The following is a 19,984-nucleotide window of genomic DNA, read 5'->3' as shown; positions in this document are numbered from 1 at the left end:
AAAATTACTCACGGATAAAGCAAAAAATCAAGTTGAAGGAAAGGTAAAAAGAAGTCGGATTAAAGTAAGAAACCAGAAGACCCGGAAATAATGGAAATATATGGAGGGGTTGGGATAGAAGAACAGCGTGATGAAAACCTGCTCTGTATATCTTTTTCAGAGGAGGAGCTTGCCGAAATAAAGAAATATGCAGGCATCAGTGGTATGGAAGTTGAGGAATTTATAAAGAGCGTCTGCATTGCCCATTGTTTCCAGCAAATGGAATGTCTTTACGGGCAGAAGCCAGAGGAATTTGAAGGCGCAAGAGCTACCGAAAAGCCGGAAGAAGGGATGGAGACAAGACCAAGGAAAGTTGAGTTTAAAGCTCAAAAGCTAGAACCTACTTCAAAAGAACCGCCTGTGAAGACGTCAAAAGACCTGCTTGAAGGGCCGCTAATTCTGGATCAGCAGTGTATAATGGATTTATTTGCAATCAAGAGAGAGTTCGGAAACATTTCGAATAACGAGGTCATCACTATTGCCCTGAAACTGGGTCTTAATCAGCTCAATATGGCCCTTGGGCTACTTAAAAATAGACTGAAAGGATGAAAAAGCGCAAGAAAAAGAGGAAGGATTTTATATAACAATCCTTTCCGTAATACTTTCTAAAGTTCTAGTTTACTATTCTCTGTGCTCAGTTCTTACTGTCAGGTTTTGCATAAGATAAACTGTCAAGGGTTTCTGTCAGGTTTTACGATCAAAACTTACTGTCAATTCTTACTTTCAGGATTTTTCAAGTTTATCCTTAAACCATTCCAGAAAGCTGTCAATAGCCCTGCGACGGTGGGAAACCTTATTCTTTTCGGCGTCTCCGAGTTCCCCAAAAGTTATGCCCTGGTACTCGAAAATAGGGTCGTATCCAAAACCGCCTGTGCCTCTTTCCTCATAAGCGATTTTCCCTTCAACTACACCCGGAAAAACAAGAGGCTCTTTTCCGGGTTCACAATACCCGATAACAGTTTTAAAATAAGCTGTCCTGTCAGTTTCCCCTTCCATAAGCTTGAGCACTTTTGGGTTCCCAAGCCTGTCCTCTACAAAACGAGAGTAAGGGCCTGGAAAGCCGTTTAAGGCTTTTATGAAAATTCCGGAATCATCTACTATTGCAGGCATTTTCAGTTTATTTGCAACGTACTGCGCGCCATAGGCTGCTATGGGCTCAAGCTCATCCTCCTGAAGTTCAGGGTAGCCGTTTTTATCCTGGATTACTTCAATCCCGAAAGTCTTAAGGATGTCCCTTACCTCGGCAAATTTGCCTTCATTTCCTGTAACAAATACGACCTTATGCATAACGAGCCCTCTTTTTTATCTCTTCAACACGCTTGAGTACATCTTCTGTATCTATAAAAGTGCTCTGGTATCCTTTTTTGAAAGCTTCGGTAAGGGCACGGTGGTTGTGGTGGGAACTCTCAAAAGTCTGGAAAAGCACATGGACATCTACCCCTCTTGCCTCGAGGCCATTATCGAAATATGCAAGCCCGAAGTCAAGGAGATAAAGTCTTTCGCCCGCAAGCAGGAGATTTGAGGTTGTAAGATCCCCATGTACTATACCTGCACTATGGAGTTTTCCCACGAGTTTTCCCAACTTTTCTGAAAGCTCAGGAGTGATCAGATATTTTATGGGAACTCCATCAATGTATTGCATCTTTAGTTTAAAATCTTCCACATCATAGATAATCGGCGTAGAAACTCCATTGCGCCTGGCTTCAGACATCAAGCGGGCTTCTGTCCGGTTCCTTTCGGTTCTGATCCTCTCATCGATCTCTTTATGCCTGTAGGCCTTCGGAATTCTTTCTTTAACAAGTACCTGCTTTCCTTTATATCCTTCTTCCAGGTAAACAACAGCTTCGGCTCCGTTATCTAGCATTTCCCCGATCTTTAGTGAGGTTTCAGGGGAGATCTCAGGGACCTTTTTCATCTCTTCTTCCTTTATCCACGTTACTTTCACATCGTCAGTCCGGAAATTAGGGTTTACGCGTGACTCTTCAAGGGAAAGAGTGCTGCCCGATTTATACATCAGAAGCCCGGTATATGCAATCATTGTCCCGTTATCGCCCATGAAACGCTTCTCGGGTACATAGAACTTTGCGCCTCTGGCTTCGCACATCTCATTTAGCATCTCCCGAAGCCTTGCATTTGCCCCGACTCCTCCTGCCAGCAGAATCTCCTTCTTTCCAGTATGGGCAAGGGCTCGCTCTGCAACCTCAACGACCATTGCAAAAGCTGTTTCCTGGTAAGAATAGCAGACATCTTCAAGAGGGGCTTTTTTCAAGGCTTCGCTAGCTGCCGTGGAAAGCCCGGAAAAGGAAAGATCCATGCCTTTTATCACATAGGGGAGCGGGATGTACCTGGTTGCGTTCTTTGCATATTCCTCGATCTTTGGCCCGCCGGGATGTGGAAGGCCAGCTCTTCGTGCAAATTTATCAAGGGCATTTCCAAGCCCTATATCTAAGGTTTCCCCAAAGACTCTGTACCGACCTTCCATGTAGGAGATAACCTGAGAATTGGCTCCACTTACGTAAAGCACAACAGGGTCTTTTGCAGGTGTTCTCCAGATGCCGACTTCTATATGGGCGATGCAGTGGTTGACTCCTATAAGGGGCACACCCAGGGATATTGAAAGCATTCTGGCTGCCGTTGCGACCGTTCTCAGGCACGGTCCAAGCCCTGGACCCTGGGAAAAAGCTATTCCGTCAATCTCGGAAGGCTGGATCCCCTTTTTTTTTGCCTCAGCAAGTAGTCTTCTTATAACGCTGGCTGCGTACTTTGCATGGTGCTGAGCAGCTTCCCTGGGGTGGATCCCTCCGGCTTCTGGTTTGTAGGTCTCTGTGACTTCGGCAATAATCTCGGTCTCGGTCACGATTGCGGCACTGAGATTCCATGCAGTGCCTTCGATTCCAAGGATGAACGTGTTTTTCAAGGCTTACGGTCTCCTTCCAGTCTTTTTTGCTGTCACTGCCTCCGATAATACCGAAGAAAGCTTATATACATTTGCTTTTCCGGAACATCTACCTGTCTTTCAAACTTTTCTTTCTCCAGGGTATCAAATGTTTCCGAGTTTCCGCACGCTTTCTTCCATTGGTTCAGGAGAGAAAAGGTTTTTCTCAAGTCTTTCACCAAACTCCTCAAGTATGGATTCGGGAATATCAAGATTCGGAGGTGGAGGAGTAAGAGTTTCGAGTTCAGGTTCTTCTGGTCTGCTCTGTCTGAATCCGGGCAGAAGCAGAATAGAAACCAGAAACAGGATAAAGATTATGTACTCTATGCTGTAAATCGGCCAGGAGATATAACCTGTGAGCGAAAAAATGTAATTTACATATGAAGCGGGCCAGGAGATGATTGGAAGGGTTGAGGCTGCCGGATGGGACAGCAGAAGGCTGGCTATAAAAAGGAAAATGAGCCCAAAACTCATCTTTTTAAGCAGGCTATTCGTTTTCGCATTAAGCCACCATTCCCACCAGGCAGGTTTCAGAGAGACAGTTTGAATATTTTTAAGGAGCTGGGATGCACACTTTTTCACCTCTGCCGGAGCTTCCAGTCTCAGACATTCGTCAAGCCTCTCTACAGCTTTCTGGTAGTACTGTGCCCGGTAGTAAAAAAGACCAAGGAAGTAAAATGCATAAGCTTTCAGCTCATTATCTTCGGGTCTCTGCCAGATTGCTCCTTTTTCAAGCTTTCCCGCAGCTGCAAGGAGCATGTATCTGAAACGTGCACTATTTTCCTCAAGAGAAGTCTCAGCATACATATACCTCGCGTACGCGTCCCAGAGCAGCAATCTCCGGTCTTCTGTATCCAGGGCAAGAGCCCTCCTGAAAGATTCAAGCGCTTCCTCACAGGTCTGTTCCTCAAGTTCCACTCTCCCTTTCAGGTTTCTTGAGAATGCATTCTCAGGAGCTTCCGAAATCGAGGCTTCAAGCTCTTTTAGTGCGCCTCTGCTATTCCCCAGCCTGAAGTAAAGCTCTGCAAGCCCGTTTCTGGCATGGAAGTTTTTCGGGTTTGCAATGGTTGCTTTCCTGTAAGCTTCAAGGGCTCTTTCAAAATCTTCCAACCTGAAGCAGGCAAAGCCCAGCAGGCAGGCAGGTAAATCCGAGCTTGTGTCGTCTGTTATTATCTTTTCGAGAACTGCAACAGCTTTTTCAAACTCCTGCAGCCTTATGAGGGCAAAAGCTTTCATAACCGAAGCCTGGGTATTTTGAGGATCGAAGGTAAGGATCTTATCAAAAACTCTCAGGGCTTTTTCCCATTCTCTACAATGCGCAAAAACAAGACCTTCTTCAGAACATGCAATTTTTTCGTCTTCAGCAAGCTTCCTTGCGCTCTCAAAAGCATTTAGTGCATCTTTATACCTGCCAAGGGAATCTAGAGCAAGCCCTTTTGCAGTCCTGAGAATTACCAGCTTGGATTTACTTCCAGGAAGATTGAGAACCCTGGGAGCTTTGTTTCCATCATTATTAGTAGATTTTTCTATTCGTGAGGCTGCATAAATAGCTTCTTCTGCGCTTTCCAGGGTTTCTAGGGCTTCATCATATTTTTTCAAGCATATGAGAGTAACTCCTTTCCAGATCTGCGGAAAAGGATTTTCAGAATCCGTGGCATTATCAAAAGCTTTGAGAGCTTCATTATACTCTCCAAGCTCGGCAAAAGCAAATCCCCGATATTTCCAGTTTTCATTTCCAATTTCTCCTTCAGGAAATTCCCTTGACAGTTCCAGGTACTTTTTAAAGGCTTTCTGGAGCTGGTTCTCAAGAATCTCTTTAGAGTCTTTTTCCTTATGTTTAAGCTGGGAAAGAGCAACCCCCCGGTTATAGCGTGCCGGCAAGCTTTCGTAGTCAAGCTCGAGGAGCGTTTCATAAGCTTCCAGAGCTTCCCTGTATTTCCCAAGTTTACAGAGCACGTTTCCTTTTCCATTCCACGCAAAAAGATTCTCAGGATCAAGCTTGAGAGCTTTCTCAAAACTTGCGAGAGCGCTGGAATATTCTTCAAGCTTATAATATACCTCTCCAAGCCCGCTAAGAATTCCGCTATTTTCAGCTCCTGATGAAAGTGCTTTTTCATAAGCTTCCAGAGCTTCGTAAAGCCTGCCCAGGGCCAGTAAACAGTTGCCTGCCCCTCCCCATCCCTCAGAGCTCGAAGGATCGACTTCAAGAGTTTCCTCGAAAGCGTTAAGGGATTCCTTGTATCTGCCAAGAGCCAGCAAGGCTTTTCCTTTGCCAATATTCGCTTCTATAAGAGAGTTATCCAGCTCAAGTGCACTCTCAAATGCTCCAAGTGCCTCCCGGCACCTTCCCAGCCTTCCGAGGAGCCTGCCTCTCTCAAGCCTGTTTTTTGCGTTATCGGGCTCAATTATAAGGCTTTTTTCGAAAGCTGAGAGAGCCTCCTCCTTCCTTCCCATACCTTCGAGAATTCTACCCTGGATTTCCCAGGCAGCAGCAGATGCAGGTTCGAGCTCGAGAGCCTTCTCACACGCTCTCAAAGCTTCTCTTCTTCTTCCCAGGGCAAGGTATGCTTTTGCCTCTCCTTCCCATGCCCCCGAATGCGAAGGTTCCAGCATAAGTGTTTTTCCGTAGGCCTCAAGTGACTCTTCATTCCTACCGAGCGCAGATAGGGCTACCCCTCGATAATACCAGGCTTTGAGGTTTTCGGGATTAAGTTCGGCAGCTCTTGTAAAAGCCTTAAGAGCTTCTCCGTTTCGTGAAAGCTGTTTTAAAGCAAGCCCGCTGTAGTATAGCGCTCCAGCGTGCTGATCATCCCTTTCAAGCACGCCCTCAAAAGCCTCAAGTGCCTTTTCAGGCATATTAAGGTACCCAAAGGTAAGCCCCTTTTGGTAACGGGCAGGTATATTATCCGGGTCAAAACAAAGAGCTTTGTCAAAAGCCTGCAAAGCTTCTTCCGGCCGGTCCAGATAACGAAGTATATTCCCCCTGTATTGCCAGGCAATACTATCATCAGGGTTTACTTCAAGTACGTCATCGAAAGCCTCAAGTGCCCTTTCAAATTTTTTCTCTGACCCGATCTGATTTTTCAGGTTCAAAAGAGCAAGGGCTTTACTGTACCAGGCTCTGGCATAAAGAGAATTCATAGGCCCTCGGAGTCTTTGAGTAAAATTTGGTTAATTAAAATTTCATTTAATTATATACTATGTCTATTATAAATACGGACACAGAAGATAGTTACTGATTTAACTCTCATTAATTTGCGGGCTCATTAAACTAAAGCACTGGTAGTCTATGATAAAAAAGAAACTAACGGAAAAATAAGAGAAAATAGAAAATTATAGTAATGTAAAAGAGCAATTAGAAAGTAGATAGAAGTAGAAAATTGAGAGCAAGCAGGAAATAAAGAGCAAACTTCCCGCTCAAGCCTTTTTTGAAGAGACTTGTGAAAAGGCTTACAGAATTCGGGAGTGAAAAAAACCACAGGAAACTTCCTGTGGTTCGAGTCGAAAAAGAATTAAATTATCCTTGAATTAGGTTATTTCTTGAATTCGGTATATCCGCATTTTCCGCAGGCGAGGCGGTTTTTGTGGTCCGCGAGGAATGTACCTGGTCCGCACCTGGGACAGAACTGTTTTACTCTGGTTACGGAGTCGCCCTGGACTTTATAGTAATCTTTTACTGCCATGTATATGCACCTTGCTTAAGCCTCTTCTCCCTCAGTCTCCGTTCCCGGGACAGCATTTCTCTTCAAGACGTAGCCCAGTTCTACCTGTTTCATGCGGTCGGCATCTTCATAGAGTTTGGCATAGCCCTTGCCTTCCTGCATACCATATTCGGTTTTGATTCTCTGGATTACCAGCAGTTCAACAGGGGCGTTCAGCATTGCAGCGAGTTTATTCTTGATGTCACTTCTGGAAGGAGTCGAACCTTCATATTTCACAACGAAATCCAGTTCCCTTCGATTTAAAAGTGCATTATTCTTGTCTTTAAGAATTCTTATGTCCATCTAAAATTCTCCGTATTTTATCCAATTCATAATTCTGATTTTTGCTGATGAGTTTCTCAAAGAGAGTTCTTATCTCCCCTTTTTTCTCCTTAGTGACTTTTACAAAGACCACGCCCTCATCAGGCTGACCGTAAAGGACCACAGCGCCAAGAGGAGCCAGAAGGATTACAGGAAGGGTTGCCAGGTCCTCTTCTCCCCTTACAAAGATTCTCAGAGGCTTTTCCGAAGCAAAAGCTTCACAGAGGGTTTTAATCAACTCGTCGGTAATTATTCCTGCAGGATTGTCCACAGACATTTCGTCGTAAAATTTGTCCATGTTCCGGGCTGACATATCACTGGAAACTGGTTTCCTTTTGGTGCGGTTGTCCACAATACAGATATCAGGGATAATTCCGGCCTCAAGCAGGTGGAAGGTAGTAACATCCCCTACGGATATAAGTTTTGTGGGGCTTCCAAGCTCTCCTGCAAATTTGTCTATAGTGTCCCTGCCTTTACCCCTGTAAAGTGTACCCAGAGGTTTTTTCATAAGTGGGCGAAGTTCTCTTGGAAGCTCGATATGAACACTCAAATCAGCGCACCTTCAGAGCGAATTTATCCGGAATGTCAACTCCAAGCTTTTTTGCTATTTCTGAGCGTTCAGCGTCCAGGATAATTACAAGCCCACTCCATTCATCTGCGAGGTCCGAAGTCCCACAGACTACGCAGGTTTGCCCTTCCAGGACCCTCATGCAGTGTCGACACACTTTTTCTGCCATTATAAATCCTCTCCCTTTTCAGGCAGTTCCCTCAGGAGCAGCTTCACTTGGCTGCTTTCTTTTACGGGCTTCCTCAAGCCATTGCAGTTTTCCTAAAGCAGTTTGACGCATTGTAAGCCCGATTTTACTCTCTTTTGGTTCCCGCTCGTTTATACTTACCGCGACAATTCTGGCTCTTACATGATCACCTTCGGCAATGGACTTGCCCCCGTTCTTTGTCACGAGTCTTGCGTTCTTGGCGTCGTATGAAATGAAGTCATCCGTAATCTGGCTGACGTGGAGCAATCCATCCATTGGTCCCATACCTATGAAAACTCCGAAACTAACAGCTTCAACAACCTCACCCTCAATAATCTCCTGGAGCTCAGGCACAAACATTATTGCTTCGAATGTTACGTCATAATATACTGCCCCGTCTCCTACGAGGATGTGCCCTTCCCCTATCTCGACAATTTTGTGAATCGCGACGAGAGAGCCAAGTTTTTTGTCAACCTGTCCCTCCAGTTTTTCTCTTAACGCGTTTTTAACAGTAGGCGCCACCTCTTCTCCTAATAAGGTAGGGGGGATACGAACCGTATCAACGAGTCTCATCATTTTATACATCTGCTAATCACCCGTAATACAATCAATTCAATGCTGCCCTGTAAAATAATATCGCCTTTTAGACAAAGTCCAGCTTGTTTTTCTGGCGCAGGGAGATAGTCTGGATTCCTTCTTCAGCAAGCCTGCGCTTTAACCCTATATCGTTTGTCAGAACCGCTGCTTCCATTTCTTTTGCCAGCCTGAGAATTACATCATCCGCAGGCCCTGTAGCAGCAGTTATACGCTCGCACCTGTCCATCATGGATCTGGCGACTTTTGCAGCTGCTCTGTTCGAACCTCTTTCCCGTTTTATGAGTTTTTCTATTTCGAATACTACAGCCTCAGGCACAAAAAATTCGTCAAATCCCAGTCTTTTCAGCTCTTCGAAGATGTCCACTCCGAACTGGACCGGGATCATGAATCCGTTAGTATCGATTATTACTTTCAACTCTTAATTACCCCTACTCCGATGAGCCGCCAGCGGGAGTCGATTCTCCTGCTGATAGCAACCCTTGACCCGATGGCTGCGCTAATCGGACGCTTAAGGGCTACCTGCGCTTCGTTTTTCCGTGCGCTTGTAACCACTCCTACTGTGGTTGCAGTTCCTATGTTAAGCATGAGGGGTTCACTGGTCTTGATCTCGTTGATTTTTTCTTCCCTTGTAACTCCCACTACCCTATCGAGCAGGTGTAATTCCATAACGAACTGGTGCCTGGTATCAGGAAGGGTACCGGGTGTGCCAGCGATCTGTCCTGTTAATGAGTCACCTTTTGTCAGTGTGGGGTCAAGATAGGTTCCTACAGCCAGAAGACCTCCTGGAGTTGCTTCTTCTACCTTTGTAGGGCCTGCATAGATTAACGAAACCGTTGTCATAATCGGAACCCATTTTGTAGTGCCTTCAGTGGTAACCTTAATTCCGGGCCTTATCTCCAGCTCGTCTCCGGGGCGAAGGACTCCTTCGGTTAAAGTGCCTCCAATAACTCCTCCCTGGATCTCGTCGATTGAAGCTCCTGGTTTGTTAACATCAAAAGAACGCGCAATCAGCATGCTGGCAGGTCTGTCAATTTTGTGGACAGGGGTAGGAATCTCGGTCTCCAGAGTATCAATAAGGATATCTATATTGATATTCTGCTGAGCTGAAATCGGGATTACAGGTGCGTTTTCCGCGACCGTGCCTTTAACAAACTTTTTTATCTGTTTATAATTCTCGATAATGCGCTCTCTGGGCACAAGGTCAATCTTATTTTGCACAATTACAATATTTTTGATCCCTATTATATCCAGTGCCATAAGGTGTTCTTTTGTCTGGGGTTGAGGGCAGTCTTCATTTGCGGCAATTACTAAGACTGCCCCGTCCATAATTGCGGCACCTGAAAGCATAGTAGCCATCAGGGTTTCGTGACCCGGGGCGTCTACAAAGGACACAGTCCTGTGTTCTTCCGTCTGCTCCCCGCAGTTGGGGCAGGTCTTTTCAACGGTGTAACACTGGGGAGAAGGGCATTTGGGACATCTCATGAACAAGGAGTCTGCATACCCCAGTCTAATAGAAATCCCTCGTTTTACTTCCTCACTATGCGTATCTGTCCAGTAGCCTGATAAGGCTCTAACAAGTGTAGTTTTTCCATGGTCGACATGGCCTACCATGCCGATATTAACACAAGGCTGACTCAAGTTGTAATTTCCTCCAGTAAAATGAAGTGATACGATATAAGAAGGTCTTTATCCTAGACCTGTACAATAAAAACTTTGAATTACCTTTTCCGGTAAGTCTAAGGATTCCAATCCTGAACTCACTTGATCTGTAATTTAAACTTATGTAAATTAAAGCGAGATTCTCAGGCCGGAATGTTTTCCCGGCCCAATCCATGTTCTGAACCCCTGAAAATTGAGATCCCAAACAGGTCTGCCATTAATTATTCTCTCGCAGTCTAAAGCTTGCAGATTAGTCTAAAGCTTGCAGATTAAGGTGACATTTTTAAAGTTTACGGTATCCTGCATAAATCATATTACTAATGCCGGAAAGCCTTAATAAATTTATGTGACGATAGCGTCAAGTTTCTCCATTTCAAGGGCGCGCCTGATCTCAAAGGCTAGCCTTCTCCCTGTGCTCATAGGTCTTCTCCAGAGAGAGTTACCGTAAGAATGCCCTACCGACATATGTACATTGGTCCCGCCGCCTACTCTTGGGGCGACATCATAAATATAGAAATTAAGATCCTTATCCACACAGGTTTGCAGGCAGAAAGGACCTATAATTCCAGGATCATAATGTTCCTGTGTAGCTTTTACGTATTTCTCCCCCATTTCGAATACTTTCTCAAGCAGAGACTCGCGCAGTGTTGCGGAGTTATGCCCGCAAACCGTGTATTCGGGAGTGAGCTGGTGTTCGGCCAGGGTAATTTGTTGCGGGGCAGGAAGCCTTACGTGCCCGTCAAGGCTGGTCTCAAAGCGCCAGTCAATTCCAAGAAGTTCCAGCTTGCTCATTTTCGGTTCGATAGGGGAGTAAAACATATCAAGATTGAACACAGGACCTATGATATAACGCTCTATCCTTGCCTTCTCAAGGGCTTCCTTTGTAATAACTCCCTGTTTTATGAGAGCTTCGGATTTTTCCAGGTATTCCCTATAACTCGAGGCTGTAAAGAATCCCCTTTCGAGCTTTTTTACTGCGTGCGGAAGCTTGACCATTACAAGTTCGTTGATATCCTCTGGAGACTCTATTTTTTCTGGGAAAGGAAGACCAGCTTTTTCCAGAATCCAATAATAACTCTGCTGCTCACTGCGTTCCTCGCTCCGAAGCAGATTCCGGCTTCCTACAAGAGGCACTCTGAAATCTTCTTCTATATCATCTATACTGCAGTAGGAGGTAAAGGAACGGTTAGGGATAAAAAGCACATTTTCATTAACCAATTTTTGCTGGTTTTCGGGCAGGAGAATCTCGTTATACTTTTTGAAAACAACGGTCTCGTCGACAATCCCCCGCAATACTTTTCCGTAAGGGTCTCTCTGCGCCTTGAAGTATTCACTGTATGTTTTTTCCCTGCCAGCCTGGCAGACAGCAAGAGTCCTGAATTCCTCCTCAACTGCACCATCACAGATATCGAGTCCTGAATGAGAGGCTATTGTTCCTACTTTTATCTTATCAGCGTGAGCATAGTAGCCTTCAACGATTTCCTTAATTTCTTTCCTGTCAATCATATATGATGTTCCTTGGCTTTGGAAATAATTCCTTTCAATGAAAGGTGATAAGTATGGCTTCTCAAACCTGCTGCTCGATTTGAGCTTTTGTAATGTAGATCTGGAGTTATTTGCCACGTATTATGAAATAGAGATTCTGATAGGTTTCCCCCATTAACGGCTTTACCTATTAAAACCCTTTCTAATATAAGTAATCATTTATATAATGAGAGTCAAGTCGAAAAAAGATAAGCAAGAAATGGTATGGCTGTGAAGATTTAAACCAAGGAGTATAGGGTGGAAAAGATATTTGAACCTTTTCTGGGGTTTCGGGATTTTAGTTTTTCTCAGTTTTCAATGCTTTCTTAAATGAAACTCAGGATAAGAGGCGTAATGAAGGTTTCAATTACGGCTGCAACGAAAAGAAGAGGCAGAATCCAGCGGAAATAGAACAGGAGCCCCTCTTTAAACTCCTTTTTGATTTGTGTAGGCTTGCCTATAAGGGCAGAGAATACCTGGTACCCGAGTCGGAGCCCTATGCCCGCAGCCAGGAAGACCATAGGCAGTTCCAGTATTCCATGCGGGAGAAGGGCGAGTAAAATAAAAAGCGTGCCTCTTTCCTGAGCTGCCAGATAGGCGATTACTCCCACAAGATATCCATTGAAGGCAATAAACATCACTGGAAGAACTCCCAGAGCCAGCCCGAGTACCAGGAAAAGCAGGCTTACAAAGGCATTGTTAAGAAAGATCGCAAACATTATGGAAAAAGGGTCCATTGTCAGAAGTGACTCGAAACGGGAACTGAAACTTTCCCTAAGGGCATCGGCCATAGAAGGGAAATTTGCAGCTGAGATATAACCTGTAACCAGAGCCCCGAAAAACACAATGGCCATGATTGCCGCATAAGGCCAGATAAAGCGCATGTATTCTGTAAATCCCTTTTTCGGATTTTTTCGGTCATCACGCCAGGTTTCTGCGGTTACGCTCCCTGGAAGAAAGGCTTTTTCCTCTGCAGCATATTCCCGTTCTATCTTTCCTTGAGGAGTTTTTGTCCGCTCACCTGTTTTTCTTTCCTCTGAATCATAATCTTCTTTTTCCATACCTATCCCCACCAGTAGTTTTCAGCCTGTTTAATCCCGGTCAGATATGTAAGCCTGCCTATTAGCAGTTATTGCCACGGCCCCAGGAATTCTCAGATTCCCAGCATCATCCGGACCGTGTTCCGGGTTGCGGGGGAAAGCCCAAGAATCAAGATGACCAGTTTAATTAGCACTTTCAGGTTCAAGGAACGTTCGTCATCCTCAAACTGAGTGTCAAGTACATAAAGAACCCCTATGAAGATAATAAGCTTCAATGGATACATAACCAATGCGGTGCCTGTCAGGTCGATAAGATAGGCAGGCACAACATGCTTCTCAAAGTATCCGAGTTTATCCACTCCTATATAGGTTGAAGAAGCATCCATTAAATGAGCCATCAGGATTGAAAGGTTCAGGGGATCGGTAAATATCGAGGATTTGAAATGGTAAGCAATCAGGTAGAAGGTAAAGGTCAGCCCTATTCCTGCTCCGAGCACAAATAAAGGAACGTAAGAAGCTACTACATTCTCAAAGTACAGGAGGGTAATGAGATTTACGGAAAACCATGCGAGTCCGAAACTTGCGAAGACTAAATGAAAATCCTTTATCATTCCGGCTTTCTGCAGCCGGATGGAAATCCATAGGCAGCCTACGGTTATCGCAAAAACCAAAAAGTAAATATTGGGAGTTATTAGAAGGTAGCTAAATGGCGGGTGGAAGATACCTGCAGGGGAATCCTCAATTACGCGCAGGGAAGAACCTGCAAGTACGAAAGGCAGGAGAGATGCGATAAATCTTGGGGTGATTTTCACCTCAAGCTTTTCGAGCAGCCTGTAAATCCCGAATATACAAATGCCCAGTACGACTGCCCAGGTAAAGGTATTTACTATATTATACCCTTCATCACCTCGTATGGGGTCAAGATAATAGGTATTAATAAACTGTGATATTGTATCTATTGAGAAACTCATCTTATCACTCATTCAAAATGACAATGTCCTAAACGATTAATACTTAGCTGTGTATAAGGCGAACTTGCTTTCTTAATCAAGAAGATAATATTCCTCTTCAGTGCGCGTTGTTCGTTCTAATGACAGATATTTCTTTCCAGAGGAATTTTACCCCAACAGAGGATAACGTTGTTATAATTATTATGTTTAATATATTACAATTTTTATAATAATATGTGTTATTACAGTCATATACAATATAATGATGTAGATATAAAATATAGTGATGTGAACATATAAATTATAATGATATAAACATAGAAATGGCCTTAAATAAGTTTAGAGTAAAAATTGCGTTAACCAGTTCTGAAACGAAGTCAACTTTGGGATAAGCCGGTGCTTGAACAATCAGCTCTGGATATATGCTATACTGGAATTAATAAAAAGTTAAACTAATGGATTGAAGTAAATGAATTAGGCAAATGAATTAAGTTAACATATTAAAGTAACATATTAAAGTAACATATTAAATTATGTGCCCGATATATTGCAGTCTGCTGATAATCGAAAATCTGTGGCTTCATATATTGGGCTTATAAGAGCCAATTCAACATCTATCGTGATTGAATACTGATGCAGGTATGAAATGACCATCGACAAAAACAGCGCAAAATGGATGCAGCTTCCCAGAGATGTGCTTATCGGGCATGGCGTGCTTGAGGAAGTCGGATATGTTTGCAGGGACCTGAAACTGAAAGGAAATGCGCTGATAGTAACCGGAAATACTACAAGGGATATTGTAGGCAAGAGAGTCTGTAGCATTCTTGAGTGTGCAGGAATTAGTGCGGAGACTGTTCTAACGTGCAAAGCTACTATTGAGGAGGTTGAGAAGGTTATGGAAAAGGCCCATGAAGTAGAGGCAAGTTTTCTTCTCGGTGTTGGAAGCGGCAGGTCAATTGACCTTGCAAAACTTGCGTCGACCCGGCTTGAGCTTCCTTTTATCAGCGTGCCAACTGCAGCTTCCCATGATGGCATTGCATCCTCCCGTGCCTCAATTGTGGATAACGGGAGAAGTACATCTGCACAGGCTCAGTCTCCTATTGCTGTCATTGCAGACACCGAGGTTATCTCAGCAGCTCCTTTCCGGCTCCTTGCAGCTGGTTGCGGAGACATAATTTCCAATTACACGGCAGTACTGGACTGGGAACTTGCAAGCAGGCTAAGGAATGAATACTTCGGGGAATATGCTGCAGCAATCTCCCGTATGGCTGCCCGAGTCATTATAGACTATGCAGATTCAATCAAACCAGAGCATGAGACTTCGGCAAGGCTTGTGGTAAAGGCTCTTGTATCGAACGGCGTTGCAATGAGTATAGCAGGCTCTTCCAGACCTGCTTCAGGCTCAGAACATATGTTCAGCCACGCTCTTGACAGGATAGCTCCAAAACCCGCACTTCACGGTGAACAGTGTGGGGTCGGTACAATTATGATGATGTACCTTCATGGTGGAAACTGGCAGGAAATCAGGGACGCCTTAAAAAAGATAGGAGCTCCTGTAACCGCTGAAGAACTGGGCATAGAAGATAAATATATAATCGAAGCCCTGTTACATGCACACGGTATTCGACCTGAACGTTATACAATTCTCGGGAGTGGCCTTACTCCTTCGGCTGCTGAGAAAGTCGCAAGGATCACAAAGGTCATAAGTTGAAAAGTTATTCTTATTCAAGTCAAAGCTGAGAATAATTATTGTTCAAAGTACCGGAGCTTGAGGTCAGAACTTCATTTAGGAATTACCGGCTCAAAACTGATTAATTTAACATAAAGCCCGGTTAAAAAGAATGTGGTTAATTCTAACCTCTTAATTTCCGACCAGTACAAATTAACTTCCCATCAAAGTAGTCACTTAATCTCCAACTAAACCGTCACCTGACTCCCAATTAAAGAGTTATCTCATAGAACTAAATGTCGAATTTCAAATTATCTCAGATAAATTCCAGATGCCCGTGAGAAACGGGGCAAGAAAGTAACCATATGGAAGAGTTATATATGACAGAAAGCGATACCAAAATAACACTTATCGGATCACGGCTTGCAAAGGAAGGGCTGGAATTCATATTTAAAGGTGAAATGCCCGAATGCAAAAAATGCCGGCTGAAGAACACCTGCCTTAACCTTGAGCCCGGACGCAGGTACAGGATCGAAAGGATCAGAAGCAAGGATATCCACGAGTGCTTCCTGCATGATAGCGGCGTACTTGCCGTAGATGTCAGCAGGGCTCCTATCCTTACTACAATGGAATCAAGAAAGGCAGTGGACGGAGCAAAAATCATGTATGAGCCTCCAAAGTGTGGAAAGAGAGAGTGCGGAGTGTATGATATCTGCCACCCAGAAGGGCTTTTAAAAGGTGATAAATGCAAAATTGTAGAGGTTCTCGAGAGCCTTGATTCCAGATGCATAGCCAACTACTCCCTGAAAAAGGTAAAGTTATCCTGGTGAGTCTAAACGAACACATTTTAGTAATATTAGGTTCGATTATTAATAAATGAAAAAGGTTAGAAGCGGTGTTATAAGTGCCTGAACAAGAAATGAACCAGGTCCCCCCTTATGAATTTTATACCCAAAAGCGCTGGGAAAACTGGCTAGAACGGGCAAAAGAGAGCGGATTCCAGTTAAAAGAATCGGAAGAAGAAGCCGGAAAAGAAAGTGCCATATTCGTGAATATGGTTGATGATGTTATCCTTGCCTGTCTGAAAGTGACCGCGCGCTTTGATAAAGGTATGCTCTCAAGAGAAAAAGCTCTGGAAATCCTGGCTGAGGTCCGGGACATTGTGCTAGCCGAGGTCGAACCAATTTCCGAAGATATCGACCTTATGATCGAGTCAGTACAGACCTCCCTTATGGGGGCTCTTGTCGCCTTCGAATCCTACGTTATGGGCGACTATGATGAGGGAGCCAACATTGAAGAGCTTACAAAATCAGCAATTGAGGCTGAAGCCTCGGACAACCTTGAGCTTGCCCTTGACTATACTGCACAATGCGGTGCACTGGTGCTAAAAGGAAAAAGCCTGCCCGAAGAGGTTATGGCTGACCTTCCCTATGGCATTGTCGCAGAGTGGCTTGACGGAATAGATTCCATCTCAGCTGCGATGGTAGGAAGCGATAGCTACAAAGAATTTGAAGAAGGGGACGAAGAGGATATCATCTAAACGGTTCCTCATCTAAACGGCTCCCCTTGCAAACAAAGGATTCCCTTTCCAATTTTCAGGATTGCGGAAGTCCTTTGGAAATTTATAAAAAATAAAACAGATCCAAAACCAAATCCAGCTTAAAAGTCAGTTAAAATAGAATGCTTTTCGAACCGATAAGTTAAAAAAATAAATATTAGTAAAAGCCTGGATATATTAATAAAAGCTTAGAGATATTAATACAAGCTTGGATATATTAATAAAAGCCTGGATATTGGACAGATTTCTATCATAATCATCTTGTGTCAGTTTTTAACCAGGCATTCCAAGTCTTTACTAAGCAGCCCGAAATTTTTATGTTACTTAACTCCTACTTCACAGTTTTCAACTTATTTTTCTTGCTGCCGACTCATGCTTTTCAATAACTTTTGCATACACCTCAAGAGTCTTTTTAGCTATAGTTTTCCAGTTGTACCGCTTTTTTAGGAGATCGTAACCTTTTTCTCCCATCCTGTTGTGACCAAGTCCTTCAAGGACGTAATTGAGTCCCCATGCGATAGAAGAAGGTTCTTTATGGGCAATAACGCCTGTTCTGAAATTCTCCACAAGGGTGACAGCATCACTTGCAACTACAGGTTTTCTAGCGTCCCAGGCTTCAAGCACTACAATCCCGAAAGGCTCATTCCGGCTGGGCACACACACTAGGTCGCAGGCGTTGAACCAGTCTATTACGGTATCATCCGGGGCATATCCAAGGAAATTACATGAATTACCTATGCCAAGCTTCCGAGCCTGATTCTCGCACTGGGAGCGCATATCTCCTTCGCCTATAAGCACAAACTGTGCATTCCTTTTTCTCAGAACTTTAGCCGCAGCTTCTACCAGCAGGTCAGGTCCTTTCTGATATGACATCCTTCCTGTGAAAAGCACAACCGGGAGACAAGGATGGATGCCGTAGTGCCTTTTCACATCTCCGGGATCAATTTGCCTTTTTATTTTTCCCACATTTATGCCGTTAGGAATTTCCCAAAGCTTGTAGTCGGGAATCTTGTATATATGTTTAATTTCTTCTTTCAATACAGTTGAGGTTGCGATAATATCCGAAGACTCATAACCTCCGAGCCATTCCCTATGTGAGATTTCCTTTGCTTCCCACCAGTCTCCATGGCGGTTTCCATTGCGTCCCCATTCCGTACTATGGAACGTCAACACAAAAGGCAGTCCGAACTGGGATTTTATCCTGCACAGAACATTTACAGGGTGCCAGTCATGGCCATGAAGCACATCAAATTCTCCTGCACTTTCTCTCACTTCAATGAACCGGCAGTACATACCTTCGCACATCCGGTCCATCTGTTCCACAATTCCCCCGCTCTGGTCACAGGCAATCTTATGGTAATAGACTCCGTTGATTAATTCATCTTTATTTTCACGGTTTCGTGTAAACAGGTGGACCTCATGCCCCTCAGCCGCAAGCGCATCAGACAGTTCGGATACATGGGGTGAGATTCCTCCTACACGTATCGAATACAGACTTTCCCAGGTAAACATTCCTATTCGAAGCTTTTTCATAGGCTCACTTATCCCTTTTTGTCAAAATGGGAGTTAAGATGTAAAGAAGAATGCAGGCTACCCCTTACCTTTTTAATTTTACATTCTTCAGTTTGCAGAATTCAGCTCTTATCAATCGACTTTATAATCTCAGGTTCACTGAATTTTGGCCACTACAGTTTTTCTATAATTTTATACCCCTTTAAGCCTCTAAATGCTTATATAAAGGTAAAAAGGGGCATGACTCTGATTTTCATAGCACAAAGGTAATTTTCGCATTAAGAGTACGGTTTCTCTACTTTCTTAAGTTTATTCCTTATTAATGATAGATAAACGTATCTACGAATTTTTCTTATCTGTTTGACTGGAGTGATGAAAGTACTTTCCTGCTTCTTTTTTAAACTTACTTTATTATCGGCTCTGTAGAAATCCTTAATTTAATCTATATTATTTCGGCATTGTAGAGATCCCCGTAGAGGCAGTTTATGAGATTAAAAACTGGAACATAAGCTCGATATAAAAATTGAATTTGCAGAGAATAAATTGGATGACGAATTTTAATTGATTATCTAAGGGCTTTGTAGAAAACTTATCTAAACCAGCTTCAAGAGGCGAAAAAATAGATAAGCAAAAATATATCAGGCTATTCAGTTTAAACTGGTTTATATTCGTAATCTCATAGGTTTTCTACAGAGCCTTATTATCCTTATCCTCCAAGCGTAAGTCCTCTCTTAAATAAGAGGCTGCTCTCTCTGGAGAAATTGTATTGATATATGTTCCGGTACTCAGTTCAAACCCCGCATTAATGGAAAGTCTCGGGAGCAAACGAAGGTTCAGGTGATATTCAGGGGCTTCGGAAAGCTGGTAGAACATATAATTGAAAGGTGGGTCTCCAAGGACTCTTCCATAACTTTTAAGAATGTCTCTCAGAATTTCCCCTAGAGCAAAAAGCATTTTGTCGTTACAATCTCCAAGATAACTGACATGCTTCCCGGGAAGAATCCACACTTCAAATGGCCCCATTGAGGAATAAGGAGTAAAGGCTATCCATTCGCTGTTCTCAAGTATAGTACGTGAAGAGGCTTTCTCCATGTCGAACATTGTGCAATAAGGGCATTTCTCTTTTTTCCTGATAACCTCAAGCTCCCTTGTTAGAGGAGGGGGGCAAAACGGCAGGGCAAGGAGCTGGCTGTGGGGGTGATTAATCGAAGCCCCGGCTTCTTTCCCGAAGTTTTTGAACAGGGAAACATAACGTATTTTTTCACGGGTAATATAACTGCATGTACGGTCTCTATACACTTGCATGAGTTCTGAGATCTCTGAGTCCGAAAAGTCCTCAAGCTTACTCCCATGCAAAGGTGATTCTACAATGACTTCATGAAAACCATATCCGGGTTCCCTCTGAAGGCTATCTTTCCGATATGCCTGCAAATCCGGAGCAGGCGAAAGAGCAGGATAAAGATTCGGAAAGCAGCGGAAGTCCCAGTAGCGTACCCTTTCCTCAGGAGTATCGGAATAAATTTTTCCATCTTTATATACTGCAGTAGCAAGAGGAGTATTTTTCTCAGCTCCCCCGCAGAAAAAGCAGTTTTCAGGATTATCTTTTCCGGTGTCTTCATCTGAATGTGCAAAATCCGAAGGTCTTTTAGCCCTTTCTTCGGCAATTATACAGTACTCGGAAAGAAAGTAGTGCTTTCTGATTTCTGACATTTCAGAAAAACCTC

Annotated in this window: 19 protein-coding genes; 4 read left to right on the top strand and 15 right to left on the bottom strand. The window is 43.7% G+C overall.

Features of this window, described 5'->3' with window-relative positions; all coding sequences use genetic code 11:
* Positions 1–90: 90 nt before the first annotated feature.
* A complete protein-coding gene (locus AOB57_RS03350; protein WP_226999621.1) occupies positions 91–588 on the top strand; it encodes a hypothetical protein in 498 nt (165 codons plus the stop codon).
* A 174-nt stretch (positions 589–762) separates the two neighbouring features.
* Here AOB57_RS03350 and AOB57_RS03345 read toward each other — a convergent pair whose 3' ends face one another.
* The 13 genes from AOB57_RS03345 to AOB57_RS03285 form a co-directional block, all read right to left on the bottom strand.
* A complete protein-coding gene (locus AOB57_RS03345; RefSeq protein ID WP_054298631.1) occupies positions 763–1,326 on the bottom strand; it encodes an XTP/dITP diphosphatase in 564 nt (187 codons plus the stop codon).
* Positions 1,319–2,956 carry a bifunctional N(6)-L-threonylcarbamoyladenine synthase/serine/threonine protein kinase gene (locus AOB57_RS03340; protein WP_054298630.1) on the bottom strand — a complete coding sequence of 546 codons (1,638 nt, stop codon included), beginning with the start codon at positions 2,954–2,956 and terminating at the stop codon, positions 1,319–1,321. The genes AOB57_RS03345 and AOB57_RS03340 overlap by 8 nt, the downstream gene beginning before the upstream one ends.
* 123 nt (positions 2,957–3,079) lie before the next feature.
* Entirely contained in the window at positions 3,080–6,115 is a 3,036-nt protein-coding gene (locus tag AOB57_RS03335; RefSeq protein WP_054298629.1) for a tetratricopeptide repeat protein, read from the bottom strand.
* Between the two features lie 392 nt (positions 6,116–6,507).
* Complete coding sequence (locus AOB57_RS03330; protein WP_054298628.1) at positions 6,508–6,657, bottom strand: 30S ribosomal protein S27ae; 150 nt, start codon at positions 6,655–6,657, stop codon at positions 6,508–6,510.
* 15 nt (positions 6,658–6,672) lie between these two features.
* Positions 6,673–6,978 (bottom strand): 30S ribosomal protein S24e, encoded by a 306-nt coding sequence (locus AOB57_RS03325; RefSeq protein ID WP_054298627.1) that lies wholly within the window; start codon positions 6,976–6,978, stop codon positions 6,673–6,675.
* The gene (locus tag AOB57_RS03320) at positions 6,959–7,546 is read right to left on the bottom strand and encodes a GTP-dependent dephospho-CoA kinase family protein (RefSeq protein WP_054298626.1); all 588 of its coding nucleotides are present in this window, start codon (positions 7,544–7,546) and stop codon (positions 6,959–6,961) included. The genes AOB57_RS03325 and AOB57_RS03320 overlap by 20 nt, the downstream gene beginning before the upstream one ends.
* Position 7,547: 1 nt before the next feature.
* Positions 7,548–7,733: a transcription elongation factor subunit Spt4 gene (gene spt4 / locus AOB57_RS03315; RefSeq protein ID WP_054298625.1), complete on the bottom strand. Its 186-nt coding sequence runs from the start codon at positions 7,731–7,733 to the stop codon at positions 7,548–7,550.
* A gap of 18 nt (positions 7,734–7,751) precedes the next feature.
* Positions 7,752–8,336, bottom strand: a complete 585-nt coding sequence (locus AOB57_RS03310; protein ID WP_054298624.1) for a DNA-directed RNA polymerase — start codon at positions 8,334–8,336, stop codon at positions 7,752–7,754.
* Positions 8,337–8,394: 58 nt separating this feature from the next.
* Positions 8,395–8,763, bottom strand: a complete 369-nt coding sequence (locus AOB57_RS03305; protein ID WP_054298623.1) for a PIN domain-containing protein — start codon at positions 8,761–8,763, stop codon at positions 8,395–8,397.
* Positions 8,760–9,986, bottom strand: a complete 1,227-nt coding sequence (locus tag AOB57_RS03300) for a translation initiation factor IF-2 subunit gamma (protein WP_054298622.1) — start codon at positions 9,984–9,986, stop codon at positions 8,760–8,762. Before AOB57_RS03300 ends, AOB57_RS03305 begins: the two co-directional genes overlap by 4 nt.
* 363 nt (positions 9,987–10,349) lie before the next feature.
* On the bottom strand, positions 10,350–11,513 hold the full coding sequence (locus AOB57_RS03295; protein ID WP_054298621.1) for a formate--phosphoribosylaminoimidazolecarboxamide ligase family protein: 1,164 nt from the start codon (positions 11,511–11,513) through the stop codon (positions 10,350–10,352).
* Between the two features lie 344 nt (positions 11,514–11,857).
* Positions 11,858–12,592: a stage II sporulation protein M gene (locus AOB57_RS03290; RefSeq protein ID WP_054298620.1), complete on the bottom strand. Its 735-nt coding sequence runs from the start codon at positions 12,590–12,592 to the stop codon at positions 11,858–11,860.
* A gap of 92 nt (positions 12,593–12,684) precedes the next feature.
* On the bottom strand, positions 12,685–13,542 hold the full coding sequence (locus tag AOB57_RS03285; protein WP_054298619.1) for a DUF63 family protein: 858 nt from the start codon (positions 13,540–13,542) through the stop codon (positions 12,685–12,687).
* Between the two features lie 625 nt (positions 13,543–14,167).
* Between AOB57_RS03285 and AOB57_RS03280 the strand changes: the two genes are divergently transcribed.
* The 3 genes from AOB57_RS03280 to AOB57_RS03270 all read left to right on the top strand — a co-directional run bounded on the left by AOB57_RS03280 (position 14,168) and on the right by AOB57_RS03270 (position 16,730).
* Positions 14,168–15,232 carry an NAD(P)-dependent glycerol-1-phosphate dehydrogenase gene (locus tag AOB57_RS03280; RefSeq protein ID WP_193726275.1) on the top strand — a complete coding sequence of 355 codons (1,065 nt, stop codon included), beginning with the start codon at positions 14,168–14,170 and terminating at the stop codon, positions 15,230–15,232.
* A 338-nt stretch (positions 15,233–15,570) separates the two neighbouring features.
* Positions 15,571–16,020 carry a UPF0179 family protein gene (locus AOB57_RS03275; protein WP_054298666.1) on the top strand — a complete coding sequence of 150 codons (450 nt, stop codon included), beginning with the start codon at positions 15,571–15,573 and terminating at the stop codon, positions 16,018–16,020.
* A 74-nt stretch (positions 16,021–16,094) separates the two neighbouring features.
* A complete protein-coding gene (locus AOB57_RS03270) occupies positions 16,095–16,730 on the top strand; it encodes a DUF2150 family protein (protein WP_054298618.1) in 636 nt (211 codons plus the stop codon).
* 363 nt (positions 16,731–17,093) lie between these two features.
* On the opposite strand, the gene AOB57_RS03265 is transcribed toward AOB57_RS03270, so the two are convergent.
* The gene (locus AOB57_RS03265) at positions 17,094–18,281 is read right to left on the bottom strand and encodes a glycosyltransferase family 4 protein (protein ID WP_054298617.1); all 1,188 of its coding nucleotides are present in this window, start codon (positions 18,279–18,281) and stop codon (positions 17,094–17,096) included.
* 666 nt (positions 18,282–18,947) lie between these two features.
* Positions 18,948–19,970 carry a galactose-1-phosphate uridylyltransferase gene (locus AOB57_RS03260; protein WP_054298616.1) on the bottom strand — a complete coding sequence of 341 codons (1,023 nt, stop codon included), beginning with the start codon at positions 19,968–19,970 and terminating at the stop codon, positions 18,948–18,950.
* Positions 19,971–19,984 lie beyond the last annotated feature (14 nt).

This window comes from Methanosarcina flavescens, from assembly GCF_001304615.2.
In the GTDB taxonomy this organism is placed as follows: Archaea; Halobacteriota; Methanosarcinia; order Methanosarcinales; family Methanosarcinaceae; genus Methanosarcina; species Methanosarcina flavescens.
The sequence above is the reverse complement of the archived record's forward strand: the minus strand, read 5'-3'. Positions and strand labels throughout refer to the sequence as shown.